We start from the raw sequence: 18,934 nt of genomic DNA, 5'->3' as shown, positions 1-18,934 counted from the left end.
TCGCCGATCGTTTCCGGTTCGATGCGTAATTGGTGCGACTGCGTCGACCGTGTTCGAGGCGCGACTCGAATCGCCGAGGCGAGATATCGAAGCCGAGCTCGGCAGTGAATGGGTCGCGCCTTTCGTCGACCGGTACGGAATCGGGCAGCCCGATCCGGGCCGGATCGCTTTCTCTTTCTATCGGCTGCTCGACGAGTTTTTCTGATTCATCGGGTGGTCACGGGCGGCGCGCGAAACGGTTTTTCTGTCCCGCGCGTCGCCGTGGTCGATGCGGTTGCAGCCGCGACAAACCCGGCCGCACGGCACCGCTCGACTCACCGTCAACCCGCGCCCGTCTACCACCCGAGCCCGAGGCTCTTCTGCACCGACACGTAGTCCTTGATCAGTTCGGCCTGCCCGGCAATCACGTTCTGTTGCGCGGAAAGCGCTTCGCGCTGCGTATCGAGCAGGTCGATCATCGATGCGACGCCCGCGCGATAGCGTTCATCCATCAGCGATCGCGAATGCACGGCGGAGGTTTGAACCCTGGTGAGCGCAACGACGTGCTCGCGCTGGTGTCCGTAGCGCTGCAATGCCGTATTGGCATCCTGCAACGCACCGAGCACCGCCTTCTGATAGTTCGCTTCCGCTTCGTCGCGCGATGCTTCGGCCGCGCGCACCGCGCCACGCGTGCGCCCGAAGTCGAGAATGTTCCATTGCAGATACGGCGCGCCGACCCACGTGAAGTTCTGCTTGCGGAGCAGGTGGCCCGGGTCCGTCGCGCTGAAGCCGAGATCGCCGAGCAGCGTCACCTTCGGGAAGTAGTCGGCGACATGCTCGCCGATCTGCGCATTGCTCGATGCGAGCCGGCGCTCGGCCGCGCGAATGTCGGGGCGCTGCTTCAGCAGCGTGGCCGGATCGCCGATCGCGACGCTGCCGGGCAGCGTCGGCAGCGGCGCGGCCGGTGTCGTCAGCGCCGCGTCGAGCGCACCCGGCGCGCGCCCCGTCAGGATCGCGAGCCGGTCGAGCGATTCCGTCACCTGCGCGTCGAGCGGGATCAGCGAGGCTCGCGTGTTCTCGACCTGTGTCGTCAGGCGTTCGATGTCGGCATCGGCCGCGACGCCGCGCGCGCGGCGCTGCTGCGTGAGTTCAAGCATCTTCTGTTGCAACTCGGCGGTGCGTCGCGACAGCGCAAGCCGCTGCTGCTGGTCGCGGAGGTCGACATACGCGTTCGCGACTTCTGCCGCGATCGACACCTGCGTGTCGGCGAGATCGGCGTCGACGGCTTCCGCTTGCGCGGACGCGGCTTCGACCGCCCGGCGCGTACCGCCGAACAGGTCGATTTCCCAGGTTGCGTCGAAGCCTGCCGAATAGAGCTGCAGCGGACCCGAGCCGCCCAGCGACGGCGATGCACTGCCCGACTGGTTCGAGCCGTTCGACGGCAGCAGCGAACCGAGCGCGCTGATATCCGGCTCGCGCATGCGGATGGCGGCGACGGTGGCGGACGATTTCGGCAACTGCGCCGCGCGCTGTTGCGAGAGCTGCGCGCGCGATGCGCGCAAGCGTGCCTGCGCAGCGTGCAGATCGGGGTTGTACGCGAGCGCCGCAGTGATGAGGTCGTCGAGCTGGCGATCGTTGAGCGCATGCCACCACGCGCTCGGCGCGGGCGCGGCGGTGTCGACACCGGAGGCCGGCGCGCGCACGAAGATCGGCGCATCCGGTGCGGCAGGCGCGCCGCGGTAGTCGGGGCCGACCGTGCAGCCGGCGAGCAGGCACGCGGCCGTACACAGCGTGAGCACGGGGCGGCGGGGCAGGAAGAAGGGTTTCATCGCGTAAGACGGTTCAGTGGCCGGACGACATCGGCTGCGGCCCGCGCGGCGTTCTCAGCAGCAGCGCGAGCGGCACGCAGGCGAGCAGTGCAAGGCCCAGCAGATAGAAGGTTTCGGAATAGGTCATCACGACGGCCTGGACCTGGATCTGCTGCGCCAGCTGTCCGAGCGCGCGCATGTTCGAATACGCGAGATCGCCGGTGTGTGCGAACCAGTTGGCCGCGTAGGCGGACAGCCGGTCCTGCCCGATCAGCGAGTTCGCCGTCACCGATTCGCGCAGCGCGGCCGTATGGAAGGTCGTGCGCCGGTCGATCACGGTGCCGATGATCGCGAGCCCGATCGAGCCGCCGAGGTTGCGTGCCATGTTGTAGAGCCCGGCTGCATCGCCGGAGTCTTCGCGTGCGACGGCCGCCATCGATGCCTGGTTGAGCGGCATCATCGCGAGCATCTGCGCGACGCCGCGAATCAGTTGCGACCAGACGAAGTCGTGGCCGACGCTCTGCGCGGTCAGGCTGATGTCGAGCATGCAGCTCAGGCAGAACAGCAGCAGCCCGGAGATCACGAGGATGCGGAAATCGACCTTGCCGAGCAGGCGCGGCAGGATCGGCATCACGAGAAAGGCCGGCAGCCCCGACAGCAGCATGATTGCGCCCGCCTGTTCCGCGTTGTAGCCGGCGACGATCGCGAGGAACTGCGGCAGCAGGTAGGACACGCCGTACAGGCCGGCACCGACCGCGGACACGATCACGATCACGCTCGCATAGCGCGGGTTGCGCATCAGCGACAGCCGCATGATCGGCCGCTTCGCGAAGCGTTGCGACAGCGCGATCAGGATCATCCCGGCGAGCGACACCAGGCTCAACGTGACGATCATCTGCGATTCGAACCAGCGTTCGCGCTGGCCTTCCTCGAGCACGACGGTGAGCGAGCTCAGCCCGATCGCGAGGCCGGCGATCCCGAGCCAGTCGGCGTTGAAGAACGTGCTCCATTGCGGACGGTCGGACGGCAGCCCGAACCACAGCAGCCCCATCAACAGCACGCACACCGGCAGGTTCAGGAAAAAGCACCAGCTCCAGTTCACGTTTTCCGCGAGCCAGCCGCCGAGCACCGGGCCGAACAGCGGCCCGAGGAGCACGATCAGGCCGAACAGCGTCATGCCGACCGGCAACTGAGACAGCGGCAGCCGCGTGCGGATGATGGTCTGCGCGGTCGGGATCAGCGCGCCGCCGGTGAAGCCCTGGCCGATCCGGCCGGCGATCATCATCGGCAGCGAATGCGACCAGCCGCACATCATCGAGAACGCGATGAACAGCGCGGAATTCGTCAGCAGGAAATTGCGCAGCCCGAACACGCGCGTGAGCCACGCGGCGAGCGGGATCATCACGATCTCCGACATCAGGTAGCCGGTCGAGATCCACGTGCCTTCGGTGCCGGTCGCGCCGATTTCACCCTGGATCTGCGGCAGCGCGGAATTCGTGATCGAGATGTCGAGCGTCGCCATCAGCGCGCCGAGCGCGCCGGCCGCGACCGCGATCCAGTCGGTCACGCTCGCACGGCCTTCATGCGGCGGCGCGGGCATCGTGGCGGACGGTTCAGCCATGATGCGACTCGTCGCGGGCCGAGCGTGTATCGACGTCGACCGTCACCGACAGCCCCGGCAGCAGCATGCGCTGCGCGCGGGCGTTCGCGGCGAGGCGGATGCGCACCGGCACGCGCTGGACGATCTTCGTGAAGTTGCCGGTCGCATTCTCGGGCGGCAGGAGGGCGAACTGCGCGCCGGTGCCGGGTGCGAAGCTGTCGACGACGCCGGACAGCGCACCGTCCGGCAATGCGTCGACGTGCAGTTCGACCGGCTGGCCGATACGCATGTTGCCGATCTGCGTCTCCTTGAAGTTCGCGACGAGGTAGATCGAATCGACGGGCACCACGGTCAGCAGGCGCGTGCCGGGCTGCACGTATTGACCGACGCGCACCGTGCGATCGCCGACGCGGCCGGCGAGGGTGCTGCGCACGATCGTGTTGTCGAGGTCGAGCTGCGCCTGTGCGGCACTGGCCTGCGCGGCTTCGAGCTGCGCGCGCGCCTGCTGGAGCTGGGCGGTGAACGACGCGATCTGCGTGCGTGCGGCCGCGATCGCCGCATTGTTCGCGGCGAGCGTCGCGACCGCCTGATCGCGCGTGCTCTTCAGGTCTGCCACACGTTCGTGCGTCTCCGCACCGGTCGCCGCGAGCGGCGCATAACGCGCGTATTCGTCGCCGGCGTGCTGCGCATTGATCCGCGACACCTTCGCCTGCGCGTCGGCCTGTTCGAGATTCGCACGCTGCTGGCTGATGTCGGCCTCGGCGCGAGCGATATCCGCGCGGCGTGCATCTACGGTCGCAAGCGATTGCGCGAGTGCAACCTGGTACTGGCGGACGTCGAGTCGCACGAGCGGATCGCCGGCCTTCACGGCCTGATTGTCGCGGACGTACACATCGGTCACGTAGCCGGCGACCTTCGGCGCGGCAGTCATGCTGTCCGCCTGCAGGTACGCGTCGTTGGTACTTTCGATGAAACGGCCGACCGTCCACCAGCGGCCGAGCCAGACGGCGCCGCCGATCGCCGCGAGCACGGCGACGACGAGCAGGATGCGCCGTTTCGATCCGTTTCCGGATTTGCCTCCCGAGCCGCTTCCGTTTCGCGGTGTTGTTCCGTTTTCCTGACGATCTGCTTGCTGTGGCGGGTCTTGCGGCGTCGACATTCCGGTGTCCAATTTATTCCAAGTGGAAGAATTATTCCAGTTGATAAAATTGTGTCAAGTAGAATATCGATCGATCGAATGACGGGGAAGGCATGAACGAAGCGAAGAAGCTGCGCCGGACGTCGGCGGGCGGCTACGCCCGCGGCGACGAAACGCGCCAGCGGATCATCGAGGCGGCGATCGAACTGTTCGGCGAGCGCGGGTTCGCGGGTGCATCGACACGCGAGATCGCCGCGATGGCCGGCGTGAACGCGCCGGCGCTCCAGTATTACTTCGAGAACAAGGAGGGCGTGTACCGCGCGTGCGTCGAGGCGATCGCGGAGAACGGCAGGGAAGTGTTCGCACCGTCGGTCGGCCATGCGAGGGCGATGCTCGATGCGGACGCGGACGTCGACGTGCTGATCGACGCGTTCATCGGGCTGCTGCGCGCGCTGTCGGACCGGATGTTCACCGCGCCGAAGACGATGAACCAGCGGATGTTCTTCGCACGCGAGCAAGGCGGCCAGGAGCCGGCGAGCGCGAGCGAGATCCTGATGAAGCGCATGCGCAAGCCGCTCAACGACGTGAGCGCCGAACTGATCGGCCGTATCTCGGGCCGGCCGGCCAACGATCCCGTCACCCGATTGCGCGCGCTGAGCCTGTTCGGGCAGATCACGGTGTTCCACATCGCGCAGCGTTCGGCGCTGCAGTTGCTCGAATGGGAGGCGTTCGAGGGCGAGCGCGCGGCATTGCTGATCGACACGATCGCCGACCAGACACGCGTGCTGCTCGAGCAATGGCATGCGCAGCGCGACGTATCGGCTGCCGATCCGGAAGCCGGCGCGAAGCGCGGGCAGGGCGCGGCGGCGAAACGTGCGGCCAAGGCGAAGGCGGGGGCATCGGCGCCCGCCGCGACAAGCGCGCGGCGCGTGAACAAGCCCGCCTCGCGTTGAGCGCAGGGCGGCATCGCCCCAGGCCGGTCAACCCGGCTTGCGCCCCGGTTCGGCGGGCGACGGCGGCCGGGCCGGTTCTGCAGCATGGCCGTTGCCGCTGTTGTCACCGTCGCCGCCATTGTCGCCATTGCCGCCGTTTTGGCCTTCGACGACAGGCCGCGATCCGTCCGCATAGGCGACGACGCTGCGCTGCGGATTGGCGATCCGGATGTCGCGTTCGCGGAACGTCTCCGCGATCCGCCGGTTGAATTCACGCTGCACGCTCCAGCGCGTCGCGTCCGTGCATTGCATCTGTCCGGACAGCGCGAGTGCCGCGCCGTCGACCTGGTCGATCCCCCAGTAGCTGAAGTCCGACAGGATGCCGTCGCGGTATTTCGGATCGTCGCGCAACGCCGCGCCGATCTCCTTCAGGGTCGCGATCGCGCGATCGATATCCTCGCCGTAGGCAATACTGATCTTGACTGCGGCGTTGCCGAGCCCGCGATTCGTGTTGTTGACGGTCGTCACGGAGCTGAACGGGATCGTGTACAGCGACCCGTCGCCCGCGCGCAGCCGCACGGTGCGGATCGACAGGTACTCGACCGTACCCGACACGCCGGCGAGCGTGACCCAGTCGCCGACCTGCATCGCGTTTTCCATCAGCAGGAAGATCCCGGTGATGAAATCCTGCACGAGCTTCTGCGAACCGAAGCCGAGCGCGACACCGAAGATGCTCGCGCCGGCAAGCAGCGGGCCGACGTTCACACCGAGCTGGCTGAGGCCCGTCAGCACGACGACGAGCGCGATCATCACGAACAGCAGCGAGCGCAACATCGGCAGCAGCGTGCGCAGTCGCGCCGCGCGCACGAGATTGCCTTCGCGCGTCCACCGTTGAAGGCGGCGCTCGATCGCGATGTTCGCGGCTTCCCACACGAGGAGCGCGACGATGGCCGCGATCGCGATCGTCACCAGCGCCGACGCGAGGCGGTGGCCGATGGTGCCGGTTTCGAACGCGCGGAAGATCGGCACGCCCCAGATCTGCAGCAGCAACACGACGGTCACGATGCCGATCGCGCCCGACACGATCTGGCGCAGCAGCGGGTAGTAGCGGTACGCGTGCAGGTGGACGAGCGTGCGGTCTTCGTCCCGGCCCTGGAACAGCCGCGCGAGCGCGCCGAACACGACGATCGAGACCATCCGCATGCCGATCATCACGGCGATCGAGCGACCGCCGAGCGTGATCAGCACGCGATAGCCGTTGTGGACGTCGAGCGCCCACACGAACCACAGCGCCATCACGATGAATACCGACACGGGGGCCCACGCGTCCGCGAGCGCATTCGCGACCATCTCGAAGGACGCACGGTCGTCGCCGGCCGCGCGAATCCGCGCGGCGACCGGCTGGCGGCACCGCAGGATCAGCGCCGACACCATCAGGTGCCCGACGAGCGCGACGGCTTTCAGCAGGGCGACATGACCGGCCTCGCTGAGCCCGAAGCTCGCGGCGATCTCGACAGCGGCCGTGCAGGCGCCGACCACGATCACGATCCGCGCGATCGAGCGTTGCGCGAAATCGGCCCACGCATCGCTGATGTGCAGCAACCGCAATTGCCGCGCATCGGGCTGGAAGAACAGCCGGCTGACGATCGTGACGAGCCGGCAGATCACGTAGATGTCGATCAGCGCTTCGAGCGCGGATTCGATCGGAGTGCCCGTCTCTCCGATCGCGGACATCGTCAGGCTCGCGACACCGACGAACACGAGCAGCGGCACGGCCCGCAACGCAAGGCTGACGAGCGCGCGCGGCATCCGGTGCAGCAGCGTGGTGTGGCGGCGCGCGTGGCCTCGGCCTGGTGACGACGCGGGGGCGGTGTCGGGTGCATTGGCGGGATCGGCGGGATCGGCGGGATCGGCGGCGTCGGGTTTGGCGGGGGTGTCCGGCGGTGCGTCGTCGTCATCGGGCGTGGCGGAGTCCGGCGCGGTGCGGCGCGACGTGTCGGCACGCCGTGCGGCCACCGCGGCCAGCGCGCGTCGCAACAGCCGCTTTGCCAACCATTCGACGAAGAGCGCGGGCACGAGCACGGCGACGATGATCCAGAACGCGTGCGCGAGATCCGCGCGCTCGTCGGCTCGCACCAGCCTGTCATGCCACCAGCTTCCGACCGAGCCGACATCGAGCAGTGAGTGCAGCGACTCCTTCAGCGCGCCGCCGATTTCGGTGGCCCAGCGCGATCCCTGCCGGACGAGCATCGACGCGAGCCCGTTCGACGTGAGCGCGCCCGGGGCCGCGGCAGCCGATGCGCCGCTGGCCGCCGCCGCATTGCTTGCAACGACCGCGGGTGCGCTCAGCGCGCCGACGGCCGCGATCGCACGCAGCGTCGTTTCGACCTGCGCACGATCGCGGGGATTTTCGAGCACGTCGAGTGCCTGCCGAGCCTGTTGCGGCGTCAGCGCGGGCGCGGTGCCGGAAGCGGCCGACGCGGCGGCCGGGGCGGGAGCGGCCGCGTGAGCGGCCGTGACGACGGTGGCAAGCAGCCAGCCGAGGAGGATATGTCGCATGGAGTGGGCATGCGGGCGCGCATCGGCGCGCGGCCCGCCGGGCTGAACGATGGACGGGAAGTTAACATGATCGCGCCCGGAACCGAATAGTTCCGTCGACGATCATTCGAATCGGGCATGCACGACGCGGCACGGCCGTTCGCGGCGCGTTTCCGCAGTCATGTGGCTGACGCAGGGAAGGTGAGGCGACTCGATTGCCGGCGTGTAAGGCGCGCGTAATGCCCGCTTGCAGGCAACGGCGAGCGCCGCGCGCGTCGCGCCGAATTCATCCGGAATCCTGCCAAATCACGCTTCCCCGTCGTGAAAAACCGGCAGGACGTGTTCCGCGATTTCTTCGATGACGTCGCGCACGGGCCGGTCGGAGCCCGGATTCAGCGTGACGTGATGCGTGCCTGCCGCGCGCATGTTCCGCAGGATGTCGATCAATGCGCGGCGTCCGGTTGCATAACCGAGCGGCAATGCGATGGCCGGCGCATCGGGATCCGCGACGAGGTCGACGCGCATCGACACGCCGAACGCGCGAAAGGCCGGCGACGCGAGCCTTTCAACCGCCGCGCGCCACATCGAATAGCGTGCGCGTTGCGTGTCCGGATCGCGGTGATACGTCATCCAGCCGATCGAGTGACGCGCGATCCAGTCGACGCTTTGCCCGCCCGAGCCGACCGCCAGCATCGGCACCGCGTCGGCGCCGCGAGGCAGCAGCGTGAAGTCGGGCGCATCGGGCGGCGCCTCGTCGGGCAGCACGCGCGATGGCACGCCGAGCGCGGCCGCGACGACGTCCCAGTGCGCGCGGTACCGGTCGCGGCGCGTTTCCGCGTCGACACCGAACGCCGCATATTCGGGCGGCCGGTCGCCGGAGCCGAGCCCGAGGATGAAGCGTCCGCCCGACAGCGTCGCGACCGACAGCGCGCCTTTCGCGATATGCAGCGGATGGCGCAGCGGCAGCACGATCGCGCCGCTGGCGAGTGCAATCCGGCGCGTGCGTGACGCCAGTGCGCCGAGCAGGACCCACGGGTCGAGGTGGCCGACCGGGTCGGGATAGTCGGCGCTGTTCAGCGGCACGTCGCGAATCCACAGCGCGCGAAAGCCGAGCGTGTCGGCCAGCGCCGCGAGTTCGAGTTGCTCGTCGAAGTCGGCGACGACATGGCCGGTGCGAAGCAGCGGCAACGTGAGGCCGATCGACAGCTGCCCGGCCGAAAAGACGCGATGCGCGACGTCGGGGCGGGCAGGGGCGGGCGTGGTCATGTCGGGTCCTTGGAGGCGGGGCAAAGCGGGCGCGACGTTGCGTGTCCGAATGCTAGCGTGTTTGCGCGCCGGCTGCGCGGCACGGCATGCGCAGCGCCCGATCGGGCGTGAGCGGTGACGTCGAGGCAACAGGAGCCATGCGGGCGGCACGCCGGGCATAATCGGTGCTTTCGATCATTGGGAACGGCGAATCCGGATGAATACGCTTCAACACGCGGCGATCGGTCTGGCGGCGAGCGCGATGTTTTTCACGGTTGCGTTCGACGCGCGCGCGGACGATGCGCAGCGCACCGCTATCTGCAAGACCGCCGAGGAAACGGGCTACACGGCCGACATCCGCAATTGCCTGCGGCTGAAATACGACGAGGCCGACCGACGGTTGAATGCCGTCTACAAGACGAAGATGGCGAGCCTGGATGCACAGGGCAAGGCGCGGTTGCGCGACGACGAGCGCCGCTGGCTAAAGACGCGGGATGCCGCCTGCGCCGAATCGCGGCAGCCCGATGCAGGCGGTACGCTCGGACTCGTGGAGGTTGACAGTTGCTTCGTCGGCGAAACCGAACGTCGCGTCAAGGTCATCGAGGCCTTTCGTTGAGGTGTCGCGCCGGCCCCCGCGTTATGCCACCCGCAGCGTCGTGCCGCACAGCGTGAGGCCGAGGCGCGACGCCACGCGCTGTGACGCGCGGTTGTCGCTGTCGGTGCTGTAGAACAGCGTGCGGGTTCGAAGCGACGGCAGCCGCGACCACGCGGCGGTCACGGCTGCCGCGAGGCCGCGCCCCCGGAACGCAGGGGCCGTCGCGAGACCGAGTTCGGCACCGACTTCGGACAGTCGCGCGGCGAATGCGACCGATGCGACTTCTCCGTCGACGACGGCCGCGCACCACGGCGCCCACAGATCGGCGGCGCCTTTAAACCCCATCGAGAACAGGCCTTCGGGCATCCCGCGCGTCGACAGTGCGTGCAGCAGATGCCGGTCCGCGTCGCTGTCGCCGTCGATCAGCTCGACGTGTGCGTCGGTGTCGAAACCGAGTGCGTGCGGCAGCGCGTAGACGAGGCCGATGTTCCAGTTCAGAACGGGGGCGAGCAGCGCCAGATAGCGTTCGAGATGCGCGGGCTGGGTGAAGTCCGCCGACGGCGTTTCGCTGTCGGCCAGCCGCGCCAGTTCTTCTGCGACAGGAAAGGGCACGTCGGCGCGTACGCCCGCCAGGTTGCGTTCCGCGCATCTGCCGAGCCAGAAGCGGGGCCCGGGCGAGCAGTCGGGATCGTTCTCCCGTTCGATCCGGCGATCCGGATGCAGCCGGAACAGCGTCCGGTAGTCGATATCCAGCCAGTCGTGTGAGTCAGGCATAGGTCGGGCAGGGGGCTCCCGTCAGGTGGCGGCGAGTTGCGCGAAGCAGGCCGGGGTGGGCCCGCGCGTCCGTTCGTGCGTATGCGGCACTGTGGGGCGATTGTAAGCCGGTCGGCAGTCGCGCGCAGATGCAACGACGCGACATCGATGCGGGACGTGCCGGCGCGGCATGACGGCATGACGACATCGCGGCATGCCCGGCCGAGGGTCGCCGATCCGGCACGCGTTTCAGTTTCGAAACGTTCGCGCTGCTTGCCGGTGCGCGATTCGCCGCGATGGCCCCGCTGTGGCCCGCGCGGCCTTGCGGCGTGAAGCATGGTGCGCTCCTTGCATATCTGTACGGGCCGTGAGCGCGGTCGCGGACGCAGTCGGTCCGGCGATCGCTTCAGTGGGTCGGACGTATCGGAGACGGGGACAAGAGAATGAAAACAGACCGAATCGCAACATGTCGTGTTGCAAACATGAATCGCCGACCTGCCTGGGTACTCGCTTCGCCGTTGATCGAGGCGACGTGAGCGCGCGGCTTTCCGTTCCATCCGAGCAATCGGGTTTGTTCTGAACGACGACGTGCAGGTGTGACGCACGAGGCCGACTGGTGCCGGTCGGCCGTCGGGGACGAACTTCGACCAGCCGTGGATGGCCCGGCCCGGAACCCGGATCGTCATGCTGGCGCGCGCAACGCGAGTCGTCGCGCGGCGCGGGCGTTCGTGCGCCGTGTATCGCGCCGGCGCGACGGGCCCGAACCGGATCGCACCGGATCGCACCCGAAAGCCGGCCGCGCGTCGATGTGTCCGGCACCGCGGAATACATGCAGTCCAGGGGAAGCGTTCGCCGGCCGCGGCATGGCGGGCGCCGCGAAATTGTGCTGTCAGTTGATCCACTACCCCGATGGATCAATTGTTGAAGCGCCCATCGCCGAGTGGCTGATGGGCGTCTTTTTTTGTGCGCCGGTTTGCGACGCGGGCCATCGGCCCGATCGCGCGGCGTTCTGTATCATGTGCTGGCGTGCCTGGCTGCCCGTGCGGGCGCACGGCTTGCCGGCGCGCCCGATCACGCGTTGCCAACATGAACGACACAGCCCTGCACGACCCCTCAACCGCCGGCATCGATCCGGCCGCACTCGATGCGCTGCAGACGTTCGTCGAACGTCATCCGCGCCTGCTGGTACTGACCGGCGCGGGCATCAGCACCGACTCCGGCATTCCCGGCTATCGCGACCGCAACGGCCAGTGGATGCGCTCGCCGCCGATTCAGCTCCATGAATTCCTCGGCTCCGATGCCGCGCGGCGGCGTTACTGGGCGCGCAGCATGATCGGCTGGCCCGTCGTCGGCCGCGCGCGGCCGAACGGATCGCACGTCGCGCTCGCGCGGCTCGGCGGCGCGGGGCGGATCGAGCGTCTCGTCACGCAGAACGTCGACGGCCTGCACCAGCGCGCGGGCAGCGGCGACGTGATCGAGCTGCACGGCGGCATCGACGGCGTCACGTGTCTCGACTGCGGCGCGCATCATGCGCGCGCGACGATCCAGGTCATGCTCGAGGCCGACAATCCCGAGCTGCTGGGCGCGCAGGCCGAGCCTGCCGCAGACGGCGACGCGCATCTCGAATGGGCGGCGCTCGACACGTTCCGCATCCCGGCGTGCCCCGCGTGCGGCGGGCTGCTGAAGCCGGCGGTCGTGTTCTTCGGCGAAAACGTGCCGCGCGAGCGCGTGGCGCTCGCGTCGCAGGCACTCGATGCGGCCGATGCGCTGCTCGTCGTCGGCTCGTCGCTGATGGTGTATTCCGGCTACCGTTTCTGCGTGTGGGCGCAGGCGCAGCACAAGCCGGTCGCCGCGCTCAATCTCGGCCATACGCGCGCCGATCCGATCCTGACGCTGAAGGTCGAGGCGCGCTGCGCACCCGCGCTCGACGCGCTCACCGCGCGGCTGGGCCTCGCGGGCCACGCACCGGAGCACGCATCGTGACCGATCCGACCGCTTCGCCCGATCCGTCCGCGCGGCTGTCGGCGCCGGCAGCCGAACGCAATCGCGGGCCGATCCTCGACGTCTTGCGCCGCGTGTTGCCGGCGAGCGGCCGCGTGCTCGAAATCGCGAGCGGCACGGGCCAGCACGTCGTCCACTTCGCACAGGCGCTGCCGGGCCTGCACTGGCAACCGAGCGATCCCGATGCGCAGGCGCGCCGCTCGATCGCCGCGTGGGTTGCCCATGCGGGCCTCGCGAACGTGGCCGGGCCGCTGGCGTTCGACGTGCGCGACGCGTCGTGGCCGGTCGACGCGCTCGACGCGATCGTCTGCATCAACATGATCCACATCTCGCCCTGGGCCTGCACCGACGCGCTGTTCGCGGGCGCGTCGCGCCTGCTGCGGCCGGGCGGCGTGCTGTTCCTGTACGGGCCGTATCGCCGCGAGGGCCGGCACACGGCGCCGTCGAACGAGGCATTCGACCTGCAACTGCGCAGCCGCGACCCGTCGTGGGGCGTGCGCGATCTCGAAACCGTCGTCGCGCTCGGCCTCGATCGCGGGCTCGACTGCATCGAGGTGGTCGAGATGCCGGCGAACAACCTGAGTGTCGTGTTCCGGCGGCTGCCGCACGCGGAGCAGTGACACGCAAGCGCGCATCGCCGCCGGGTTTCCACTATCCTTTCGCCTGTGCGCGCGACCCGGTTCGGGTCGCGCCCCGTTTTTTCCGGAGAATTGACTAATGGGCAAACAAGCAATCGGTGTGATCGGGCTCGCGGTGATGGGCCGCAATCTCGCACTCAATATCGAGAGCCGCGGTTACGCGGTGTCTGTGTACAACCGCAGCCGCGAGAAAACCGACGAACTGATCGCCGAATTCCCCGGCCGCAACCTGGTGCCGACCTATACGCTCGAGGAATTCGTCGCGTCGCTCGAAACGCCGCGCCGGATCCTGATGATGGTGAAGGCCGGCGAAGCGACCGATGCGACGATCGCATCGCTCAAGCCGCTGCTCGAGAAGGGCGATGTGCTGATCGACGGCGGCAACACGCATTTCACCGACACGATCCGCCGCAACCAGGAACTCGCGCAATCGGGCCTGCACTTCATCGGCACCGGCGTGTCGGGCGGCGAAGAGGGCGCGCTGCGCGGCCCGTCGATCATGCCTGGCGGCCAGCGTGACGCGTACGACCTCGTCGAGCCGATCCTCAAGCAGATCGCCGCGAAGGCGCCGTCGGACGGCGAGCCGTGCGTCGCGTACATGGGCCCGGACGGTGCGGGCCACTACGTGAAGATGGTCCACAACGGCATCGAATACGGCGACATGCAGCTGATCGCCGAAAGCTACTCGGTGCTGAAGGACGTCGCTGGCCTGACCAACGACGAACTCGGCGCGGTGTACACCGAATGGAACCAGGGCGAACTCGACAGCTACCTGATCGAGATCACGTCGAAGATCTTCGGCAAGAAGGACGAAGAGACCGGCAAGCACCTCGTCGACGTGATCCTCGATCGCGCCGCGCAGAAGGGCACCGGCAAGTGGACGAGCCAGAACGCGCTGGATCTCGGCGTGCCGCTGCCGCTCATTACCGAGTCGGTGTTCGCGCGCGTGCTGTCGTCGCTGAAGACCGAGCGTGTCGCGGCCAGCAAGATCCTGTCGGGCCCGGCCGCCGCGCCGTTCGACGGCGATCGCGCCGCGTTCGTCGAAGCGGTGCGCCGCGCGCTTTACCTGAGCAAGGTGATCTCGTACGCGCAGGGCTTCGCGCAACTGCGCACGGCATCCGAAGAATACGGCTGGAACCTCGATCTCGGGACGATCGCGAAGATCTTCCGCGCGGGCTGCATCATCCGCGCGCGCTTCCTGCAGAAGATCACGGACGCGTACGCGAAGGATCCGGCGCTCGCGAACCTGCTGCTCGATCCGTACTTCAAGGACATCGCCGCGAATTACCAGGCGTCGCTGCGCGACGTCGTGGTGGCCGCGGTGAAGGCAGGCGTGCCGGTACCGGCGTTCGCGTCGGCCGTCGCGTACTTCGACAGCTATCGTTCGGAGCGGCTGCCGGCAAACCTCGTGCAGGCGCAGCGAGACTTCTTCGGCGCGCACACGTTCGAGCGCACCGACAAGCCGGGCAGCTTCCACGCGAACTGGTCCTGACCGGCTGGCGGGGGCGGCATTGTTGCGAAAATCTATTCTTTGAATAGGGTTTTTCTATCCCGGATGCAGGCATTGTTGGCTCCGGGGAAACAGTGTTTTCGTTCTTTCATGGTTTTCCCTAGGTGTTCCCGGGACTAAACTCTGTTCCATCGCTGCAGACATGGTGTGTGCGGCGGAGCAAAAAAATCCCGGAGGTAATCATGAAATCGCTGATCGCAACGTTCGCCGCAGCTGCCGTTCTCGCCGTTCCCGCCGTCTCGTTCGCCCAACAGAATGCGCCCGTCACCCGTGCACAGGTGAAGGCCGACCTGGTCGCCGTCCAGCAGGCCGGCTACAAGCTGGGCAGCGACCGTACGAACTACCCGGAAAGCATTCAGGCCGCTGAAGCCCGCCTGAACCCGCAACAGAACGTTGCCGCTGCCGACACGACCGGCTATGGCGCACAACCGGCTGCCGCACAAGAATCCGGCGCACCGGCCAAGGCCAAGACCGGCTGGCAAGTCAAGCGCATCGCTGACGACGCGCCGATCTACAAGGGTCGTTAATGCGGGTTCGGTCGGTGCGGCCGCGTTGGCGGCCCGATCCGTCCCCTGAAGTACGAACAGCCCGTCGTTCCGGATAGCGGAACGACGGGCTGTTTTCATTGGTGGCGCGCGTATCGCGCCGACCGTCGGTTCAGTGCAGCGGGCGCCTGCCGCGCCCGATATCCCGGAACAGCGCTTCCGCCGGTTCCAGCACCTGCAGCCACGTTTCGTCGTAGCCGCTCAGCGTGTCGAGCGCGTCGCGCAGCCGCTCGATCGCGAGGACCGGCAGCTCGACGCTGTGGCGCGTGGCGCCGGTCATGTGCGCGACGCTCGCCAGCTGGACGAGCGCATCGGCCGCCTCGGCGACGTCGGTCGCGAACAGCAGGTGCCGGTTGAGCAATTCGACCAGGCCGCTGGAACCGGAGAAATCGTCGGCGTTGTGCTGCACGGAAAGAAACGTCGCGTTGTTCATTGTCATGCTCCTCGTTGTCGTTGGGTCGCGCAGTGCATCACCGAGTATAGGTGGCGATCGCGGGGGAGAATGTGACGGGATCGATACGGCAGGCGCGGGTGGCGAGGCGTGCGGAAGATCCGCGGCAAGCCCGCCCGGCGGGGCTCGCAGGTGGCCGGCACGCTGCTGCGGCACCGCAAGATTGTTGCCGGATCAGGCATCGGGCGCGGCCTTGACCGCCACAAATGGTATCTTTGCCGATCGGAGCGGCGCGAAAAAGGGGCCGGTGAGCCCATCGCGCCGATGTTCCGCTGTGGAAACTGACGGCCGCGAGAGCGGTCGGATACTGATTGGTCCGGCCGTCCGGCCGGACATCGTGCGTCGCGCGCCGGGGGGCGGTGGGCGGCGCAACGACGCAAATCCGGGAGGACCCTTGAGAGAAACTATTCCCATCCACGATGCGCCGACGCGCTGGCTGCCGCAGGCGGCACTCGTTGCCGCGGCCATCGCGCTGACGGGTTGCACGATGACGCCGTGGACCGACAGCTGGCAGCCGGCGCGCCAGTCGGCACCCACGTCGGCCGCGACGCCGGGCGTGATCGCCGGCTATTACCGCGTGAATCCGGGCGATACGCTCGCGGGCGTCGCGAACGCGTACGGGCAGCGCGTGCAGGACGTGGCCGGCTGGAACCACATGGCGCCGACCGATGCCGTGTATCCCGGGCAGGTGCTGCGCGTCGCGCCGCCGCCTGCGCAAACGTCGCTCGGGCAGCCGCCCTCGGCGGCCGCGCAGCCGGGCTCGCTCGCCTGGCCGGCCACCGGTGTCGTGGCGACGCCGTTCACGGCCGGCAGGACGCGCGGCATCGTGATCGCCGCGTCCGGCCCCGACCATTCGGTGCGGGCCGCGGCGGCCGGACGCGTGGTTTATGCGGGGTCCGGCGTCAAGGCCTACGGCCCGCTCGTGATCCTGAAGCATGAGAACGGGCTCATCACGGCCTACGGGCACAACGGCAAACTGCTGGTCAACGAAGGCGACGCGGTGCGCCAGGGCCAGCCGGTCGCCGAAATGGGCACCGACGCGAGCGGCCGTTCGACGTTCGAGTTCGAAGTGCGCCAGAACGGCAAGGTCGTCGATCCGATCAACTTCCTGCCGCGCAACGGCGGCTGACGGCCCGCCTCGCCCCGTGTGCGCCGGGCGGCGCACACGTTCAGGCGTTTCCCGCCTTCATCCTTTCCCGAGCGTCACCGCGCCCGACTGTCTCGCGTGATTGCCGAGCCAGCGAATGCCCAGTGCGAGCGCCGCGGCGCCGATTGCGATCAGCGAACACTGGATCGCGACCGGCAGGTAGCCATGCGGCCGCGGATCGACGAACGGGTAGGGATACCAGTTCTCCAGCGCGCCGCGCACGAGCGTATAGCCGAGATAGACGACCGGAAAGGCGAGCCACGCGAACGCGCTGCGCCGCGGGATCGGCAGGCGCGGCTCCACGTACAGCCAGTCGCACAGCACGACGAGCGGCACGATCCGGTGCAGTACCCAGTTGTTGAATGCCGGCGTGACGTGGCGCAGCGCATCGAGCCGCGCGAGCAGGATCTCGTAGACGATCGCGGTGATCAGGACGTACAGCACCGCGGCGCCGCGCATCGATTCGTAGCGAGCCGAGCCGGGGCGGGCGATGCGCCAGAGCCCGGCGGCGAGCATCGCGGCCGCGTAGAGGCTGCTCAGTTGCGTGAAGTAGCTGAGAAAGTTGCCGAGCTCGAATGCAGGCATGCCCCAGTAGCCGGCGATGCTGTGCAACGTCGTCGACACCGCGAGCAACGCGGCGGTCAGCCGATAGGCCGCAACGAAGAACGCCTTGCTCATGATGCGCGCGCAACGTCGACACCAAAGCTTCATCGTGCCACAGCCGTTTACGGGCGCGATGCGGATTTTCCATATGACGGCCCGCGCGGCGCGTGCGTTGACGATTCGTCCGATATTTGACCTCGCCGCACAAAACCGGACGCGCGTGCGGCTACAATCGTGGCAGCTTTGCCGGGCTGCCGTGCCGATTGCGGCATGCGCTCATCCCCGCATACAACACGAGACGAAGCATGAGAAACATCCTCGCGAAACAGACGCGCTACAGCTCGCCCGCGATCTTCTTCCACTGGGCCGTGTTCGCGCTGGTGGCGCTGGCCTACCTGGCCATCGAGATCCGCGGGCCGAAAGGCAGCGACAGCCGGGTGTTCTGGATGAACGTGCACCTCACCGCGGGCACGCTCGTGCTCGTGCTGTCGGTGCTGCGCGTTCTGTGGCGAGTCGTCAGCCGCGTGCCCGAGGCCATTCCGCAAACGGCGCTGCTGCGCTGGCTCTCGAAGCTCGCGCATCTCGCGCTCTACGTATTCATCATCGCGCAGCCGCTGCTCGGCATCATGATGATCAACCTGGGCGGAAAGCCGGTGTCGCTCGACTGGCTCGGCGTGTCGTTCACGCTGTTCGGCCCCGACAAGGCGCTGCGGCCGACGATCAAGGAAGCGCACGAGCTGATCGGCAACGCGTTCTATTTCGTGATCGGATTGCACGCGCTGGCCGCGCTCTACCATCATTTCATCCGGCGCGACGACGTACTGCGGCGCATGGCGCCCTGAACGGCACGTTCGTTCCGGAAGCATGCAGCAGGCGGGGGCGCATGGTTGTGTTGACAACCATGCGCCCCCGGTTCGTTTACCGCCATCCGCGCTGGTCAGCGCGTTAAACATTCTGTAACATCTCGGCTGTTTTTACATTCCGCTTACTCTGCGCCGCGCATGCTGCACCGACATCGTCACCTGACCGCCTGGCTTGGCGTGCTCGCGATCTGGTTCGCGATCGCGGCGCCGCTGGTGTCGCAGTGGCGCGTCGCGCAGGCGGCCACGCCCGACGCAATTGTCTGCAGTGCAGAGCATGGCGCGCATCGGTCACCCGATGCAGGCCGCATGCACGATCACGCGCTGCATCTCGATGCGTGCGGCTACTGCGGTTTCTTCGCGCACAGTCCCGCGATCGGCGGGCCCGCCGCCGCGGCACTCGCTGCCGTTCCCGTCGTTTCCGTCTCCGCCGTCGCGCCGCCTGCCGTCGCGGCGCGCACCGACCGCTATCCGCGCGCGTACCCGCGCGCACCGCCCGAGCGCGCCTGACGCGCTGTTTTCCGTTCTTTTCACCGCCGATATCCGTGCGGCCCGTCGAGGCCGTGCGGAGGGCGTCACTCGGGCTTTCGA

17 protein-coding genes and 1 pseudogene are annotated in these 18,934 nt (G+C 68.0%); 10 read left to right on the top strand and 8 right to left on the bottom strand.

Annotated features, from left to right (window positions below; translation table 11 throughout):
- Window positions 1-79: 79 nt before the first annotated feature.
- Window positions 80-205, top strand: a pseudogene (locus tag VK92_RS42815) (APH(3') family aminoglycoside O-phosphotransferase); the annotation flags it as partial.
- A 130-nt stretch (window positions 206-335) separates the two neighbouring features.
- Here the strand turns inward: VK92_RS42815 and VK92_RS08350 are convergent.
- From VK92_RS08350 to VK92_RS08340, 3 genes are read right to left on the bottom strand one after another with little or no spacing between them, the layout of a single operon-like run.
- A complete protein-coding gene (locus VK92_RS08350; RefSeq protein WP_048022145.1) occupies window positions 336-1,808 on the bottom strand; it encodes an efflux transporter outer membrane subunit in 1,473 nt (490 codons plus the stop codon).
- A gap of 13 nt (window positions 1,809-1,821) precedes the next feature.
- A complete protein-coding gene (locus tag VK92_RS08345) occupies window positions 1,822-3,408 on the bottom strand; it encodes an MDR family MFS transporter (protein ID WP_021160866.1) in 1,587 nt (528 codons plus the stop codon).
- Entirely contained in the window at window positions 3,401-4,546 is a 1,146-nt protein-coding gene (locus VK92_RS08340; RefSeq protein ID WP_048022143.1) for an HlyD family secretion protein, read from the bottom strand. Before VK92_RS08340 ends, VK92_RS08345 begins: the two co-directional genes overlap by 8 nt.
- A 92-nt stretch (window positions 4,547-4,638) precedes the next feature.
- Here VK92_RS08340 and VK92_RS08335 point away from each other — a divergent pair, with 92 nt between their 5' ends.
- A complete protein-coding gene (locus VK92_RS08335; protein WP_048022141.1) occupies window positions 4,639-5,478 on the top strand; it encodes a CerR family C-terminal domain-containing protein in 840 nt (279 codons plus the stop codon).
- 27 nt (window positions 5,479-5,505) lie between these two features.
- Here the strand turns inward: VK92_RS08335 and VK92_RS08330 are convergent, their stop codons facing one another.
- Complete coding sequence (locus VK92_RS08330; protein WP_048022139.1) at window positions 5,506-8,016, bottom strand: mechanosensitive ion channel family protein; 2,511 nt, start codon at window positions 8,014-8,016, stop codon at window positions 5,506-5,508.
- Between the two features lie 285 nt (window positions 8,017-8,301).
- The gene (locus VK92_RS08325; protein WP_048022137.1) at window positions 8,302-9,261 is read right to left on the bottom strand and encodes an LLM class oxidoreductase; all 960 of its coding nucleotides are present in this window, start codon (window positions 9,259-9,261) and stop codon (window positions 8,302-8,304) included.
- A gap of 241 nt (window positions 9,262-9,502) precedes the next feature.
- On the opposite strand from VK92_RS08325, the gene VK92_RS38905 reads away from it, so the two are divergent.
- On the top strand, window positions 9,503-9,856 hold the full coding sequence (locus VK92_RS38905) for a lysozyme inhibitor LprI family protein (protein ID WP_165589148.1): 354 nt from the start codon (window positions 9,503-9,505) through the stop codon (window positions 9,854-9,856).
- Between the two features lie 21 nt (window positions 9,857-9,877).
- Here the strand turns inward: VK92_RS38905 and VK92_RS08315 are convergent, their stop codons facing one another.
- Complete coding sequence (locus VK92_RS08315; protein WP_048022135.1) at window positions 9,878-10,609, bottom strand: GNAT family N-acetyltransferase; 732 nt, start codon at window positions 10,607-10,609, stop codon at window positions 9,878-9,880.
- A 1,065-nt stretch (window positions 10,610-11,674) separates the two neighbouring features.
- On the opposite strand from VK92_RS08315, the gene VK92_RS08310 reads away from it, so the two are divergent.
- The 4 genes from VK92_RS08310 (at window position 11,675) to VK92_RS08295 (ending at window position 15,264) form a co-directional block, all read left to right on the top strand.
- Window positions 11,675-12,571, top strand: a complete 897-nt coding sequence (locus tag VK92_RS08310) for an NAD-dependent protein deacetylase (RefSeq protein WP_048022133.1) — start codon at window positions 11,675-11,677, stop codon at window positions 12,569-12,571.
- Window positions 12,568-13,209, top strand: a complete 642-nt coding sequence (locus tag VK92_RS08305) for a DUF938 domain-containing protein (protein ID WP_027791097.1) — start codon at window positions 12,568-12,570, stop codon at window positions 13,207-13,209. Before VK92_RS08310 ends, VK92_RS08305 begins: the two co-directional genes overlap by 4 nt.
- A gap of 97 nt (window positions 13,210-13,306) precedes the next feature.
- Entirely contained in the window at window positions 13,307-14,719 is a 1,413-nt protein-coding gene (gene gndA / locus VK92_RS08300; RefSeq protein WP_021160879.1) for an NADP-dependent phosphogluconate dehydrogenase, read from the top strand.
- A gap of 200 nt (window positions 14,720-14,919) precedes the next feature.
- The gene (locus VK92_RS08295; protein WP_021160880.1) at window positions 14,920-15,264 is read left to right on the top strand and encodes a DUF4148 domain-containing protein; all 345 of its coding nucleotides are present in this window, start codon (window positions 14,920-14,922) and stop codon (window positions 15,262-15,264) included.
- A gap of 130 nt (window positions 15,265-15,394) precedes the next feature.
- On the opposite strand, the gene VK92_RS08290 is transcribed toward VK92_RS08295, so the two are convergent.
- Complete coding sequence (locus VK92_RS08290) at window positions 15,395-15,715, bottom strand: hypothetical protein (protein WP_048022131.1); 321 nt, start codon at window positions 15,713-15,715, stop codon at window positions 15,395-15,397.
- Between the two features lie 412 nt (window positions 15,716-16,127).
- Here VK92_RS08290 and VK92_RS08285 point away from each other — a divergent pair, with 412 nt between their 5' ends.
- Entirely contained in the window at window positions 16,128-16,862 is a 735-nt protein-coding gene (locus VK92_RS08285) for a peptidoglycan DD-metalloendopeptidase family protein (protein WP_048022129.1), read from the top strand.
- A 57-nt stretch (window positions 16,863-16,919) separates the two neighbouring features.
- Here VK92_RS08285 and VK92_RS08280 read toward each other — a convergent pair whose 3' ends face one another.
- Window positions 16,920-17,558, bottom strand: coding sequence for a Pr6Pr family membrane protein (locus tag VK92_RS08280; RefSeq protein WP_048022127.1), 639 nt, complete (start codon window positions 17,556-17,558; stop codon window positions 16,920-16,922).
- Window positions 17,559-17,788: 230 nt separating this feature from the next.
- On the opposite strand from VK92_RS08280, the gene VK92_RS08275 reads away from it, so the two are divergent.
- Together VK92_RS08275 and VK92_RS08270 are read left to right on the top strand one after the other, a co-directional pair.
- Window positions 17,789-18,325 carry a cytochrome b gene (locus tag VK92_RS08275; RefSeq protein ID WP_048022125.1) on the top strand — a complete coding sequence of 179 codons (537 nt, stop codon included), beginning with the start codon at window positions 17,789-17,791 and terminating at the stop codon, window positions 18,323-18,325.
- Window positions 18,326-18,484: 159 nt separating this feature from the next.
- Window positions 18,485-18,853 (top strand): DUF2946 domain-containing protein, encoded by a 369-nt coding sequence (locus VK92_RS08270; RefSeq protein WP_048022123.1) that lies wholly within the window; start codon window positions 18,485-18,487, stop codon window positions 18,851-18,853.
- Window positions 18,854-18,934: the final 81 nt, after the last annotated feature.

This window comes from Burkholderia sp. LK4, assembly GCF_001043615.1.
In the GTDB taxonomy this organism is placed as follows: domain Bacteria; phylum Pseudomonadota; class Gammaproteobacteria; order Burkholderiales; family Burkholderiaceae; genus Burkholderia; species Burkholderia cepacia.
This window is presented reverse-complemented; position numbering and strand designations above follow the sequence as displayed.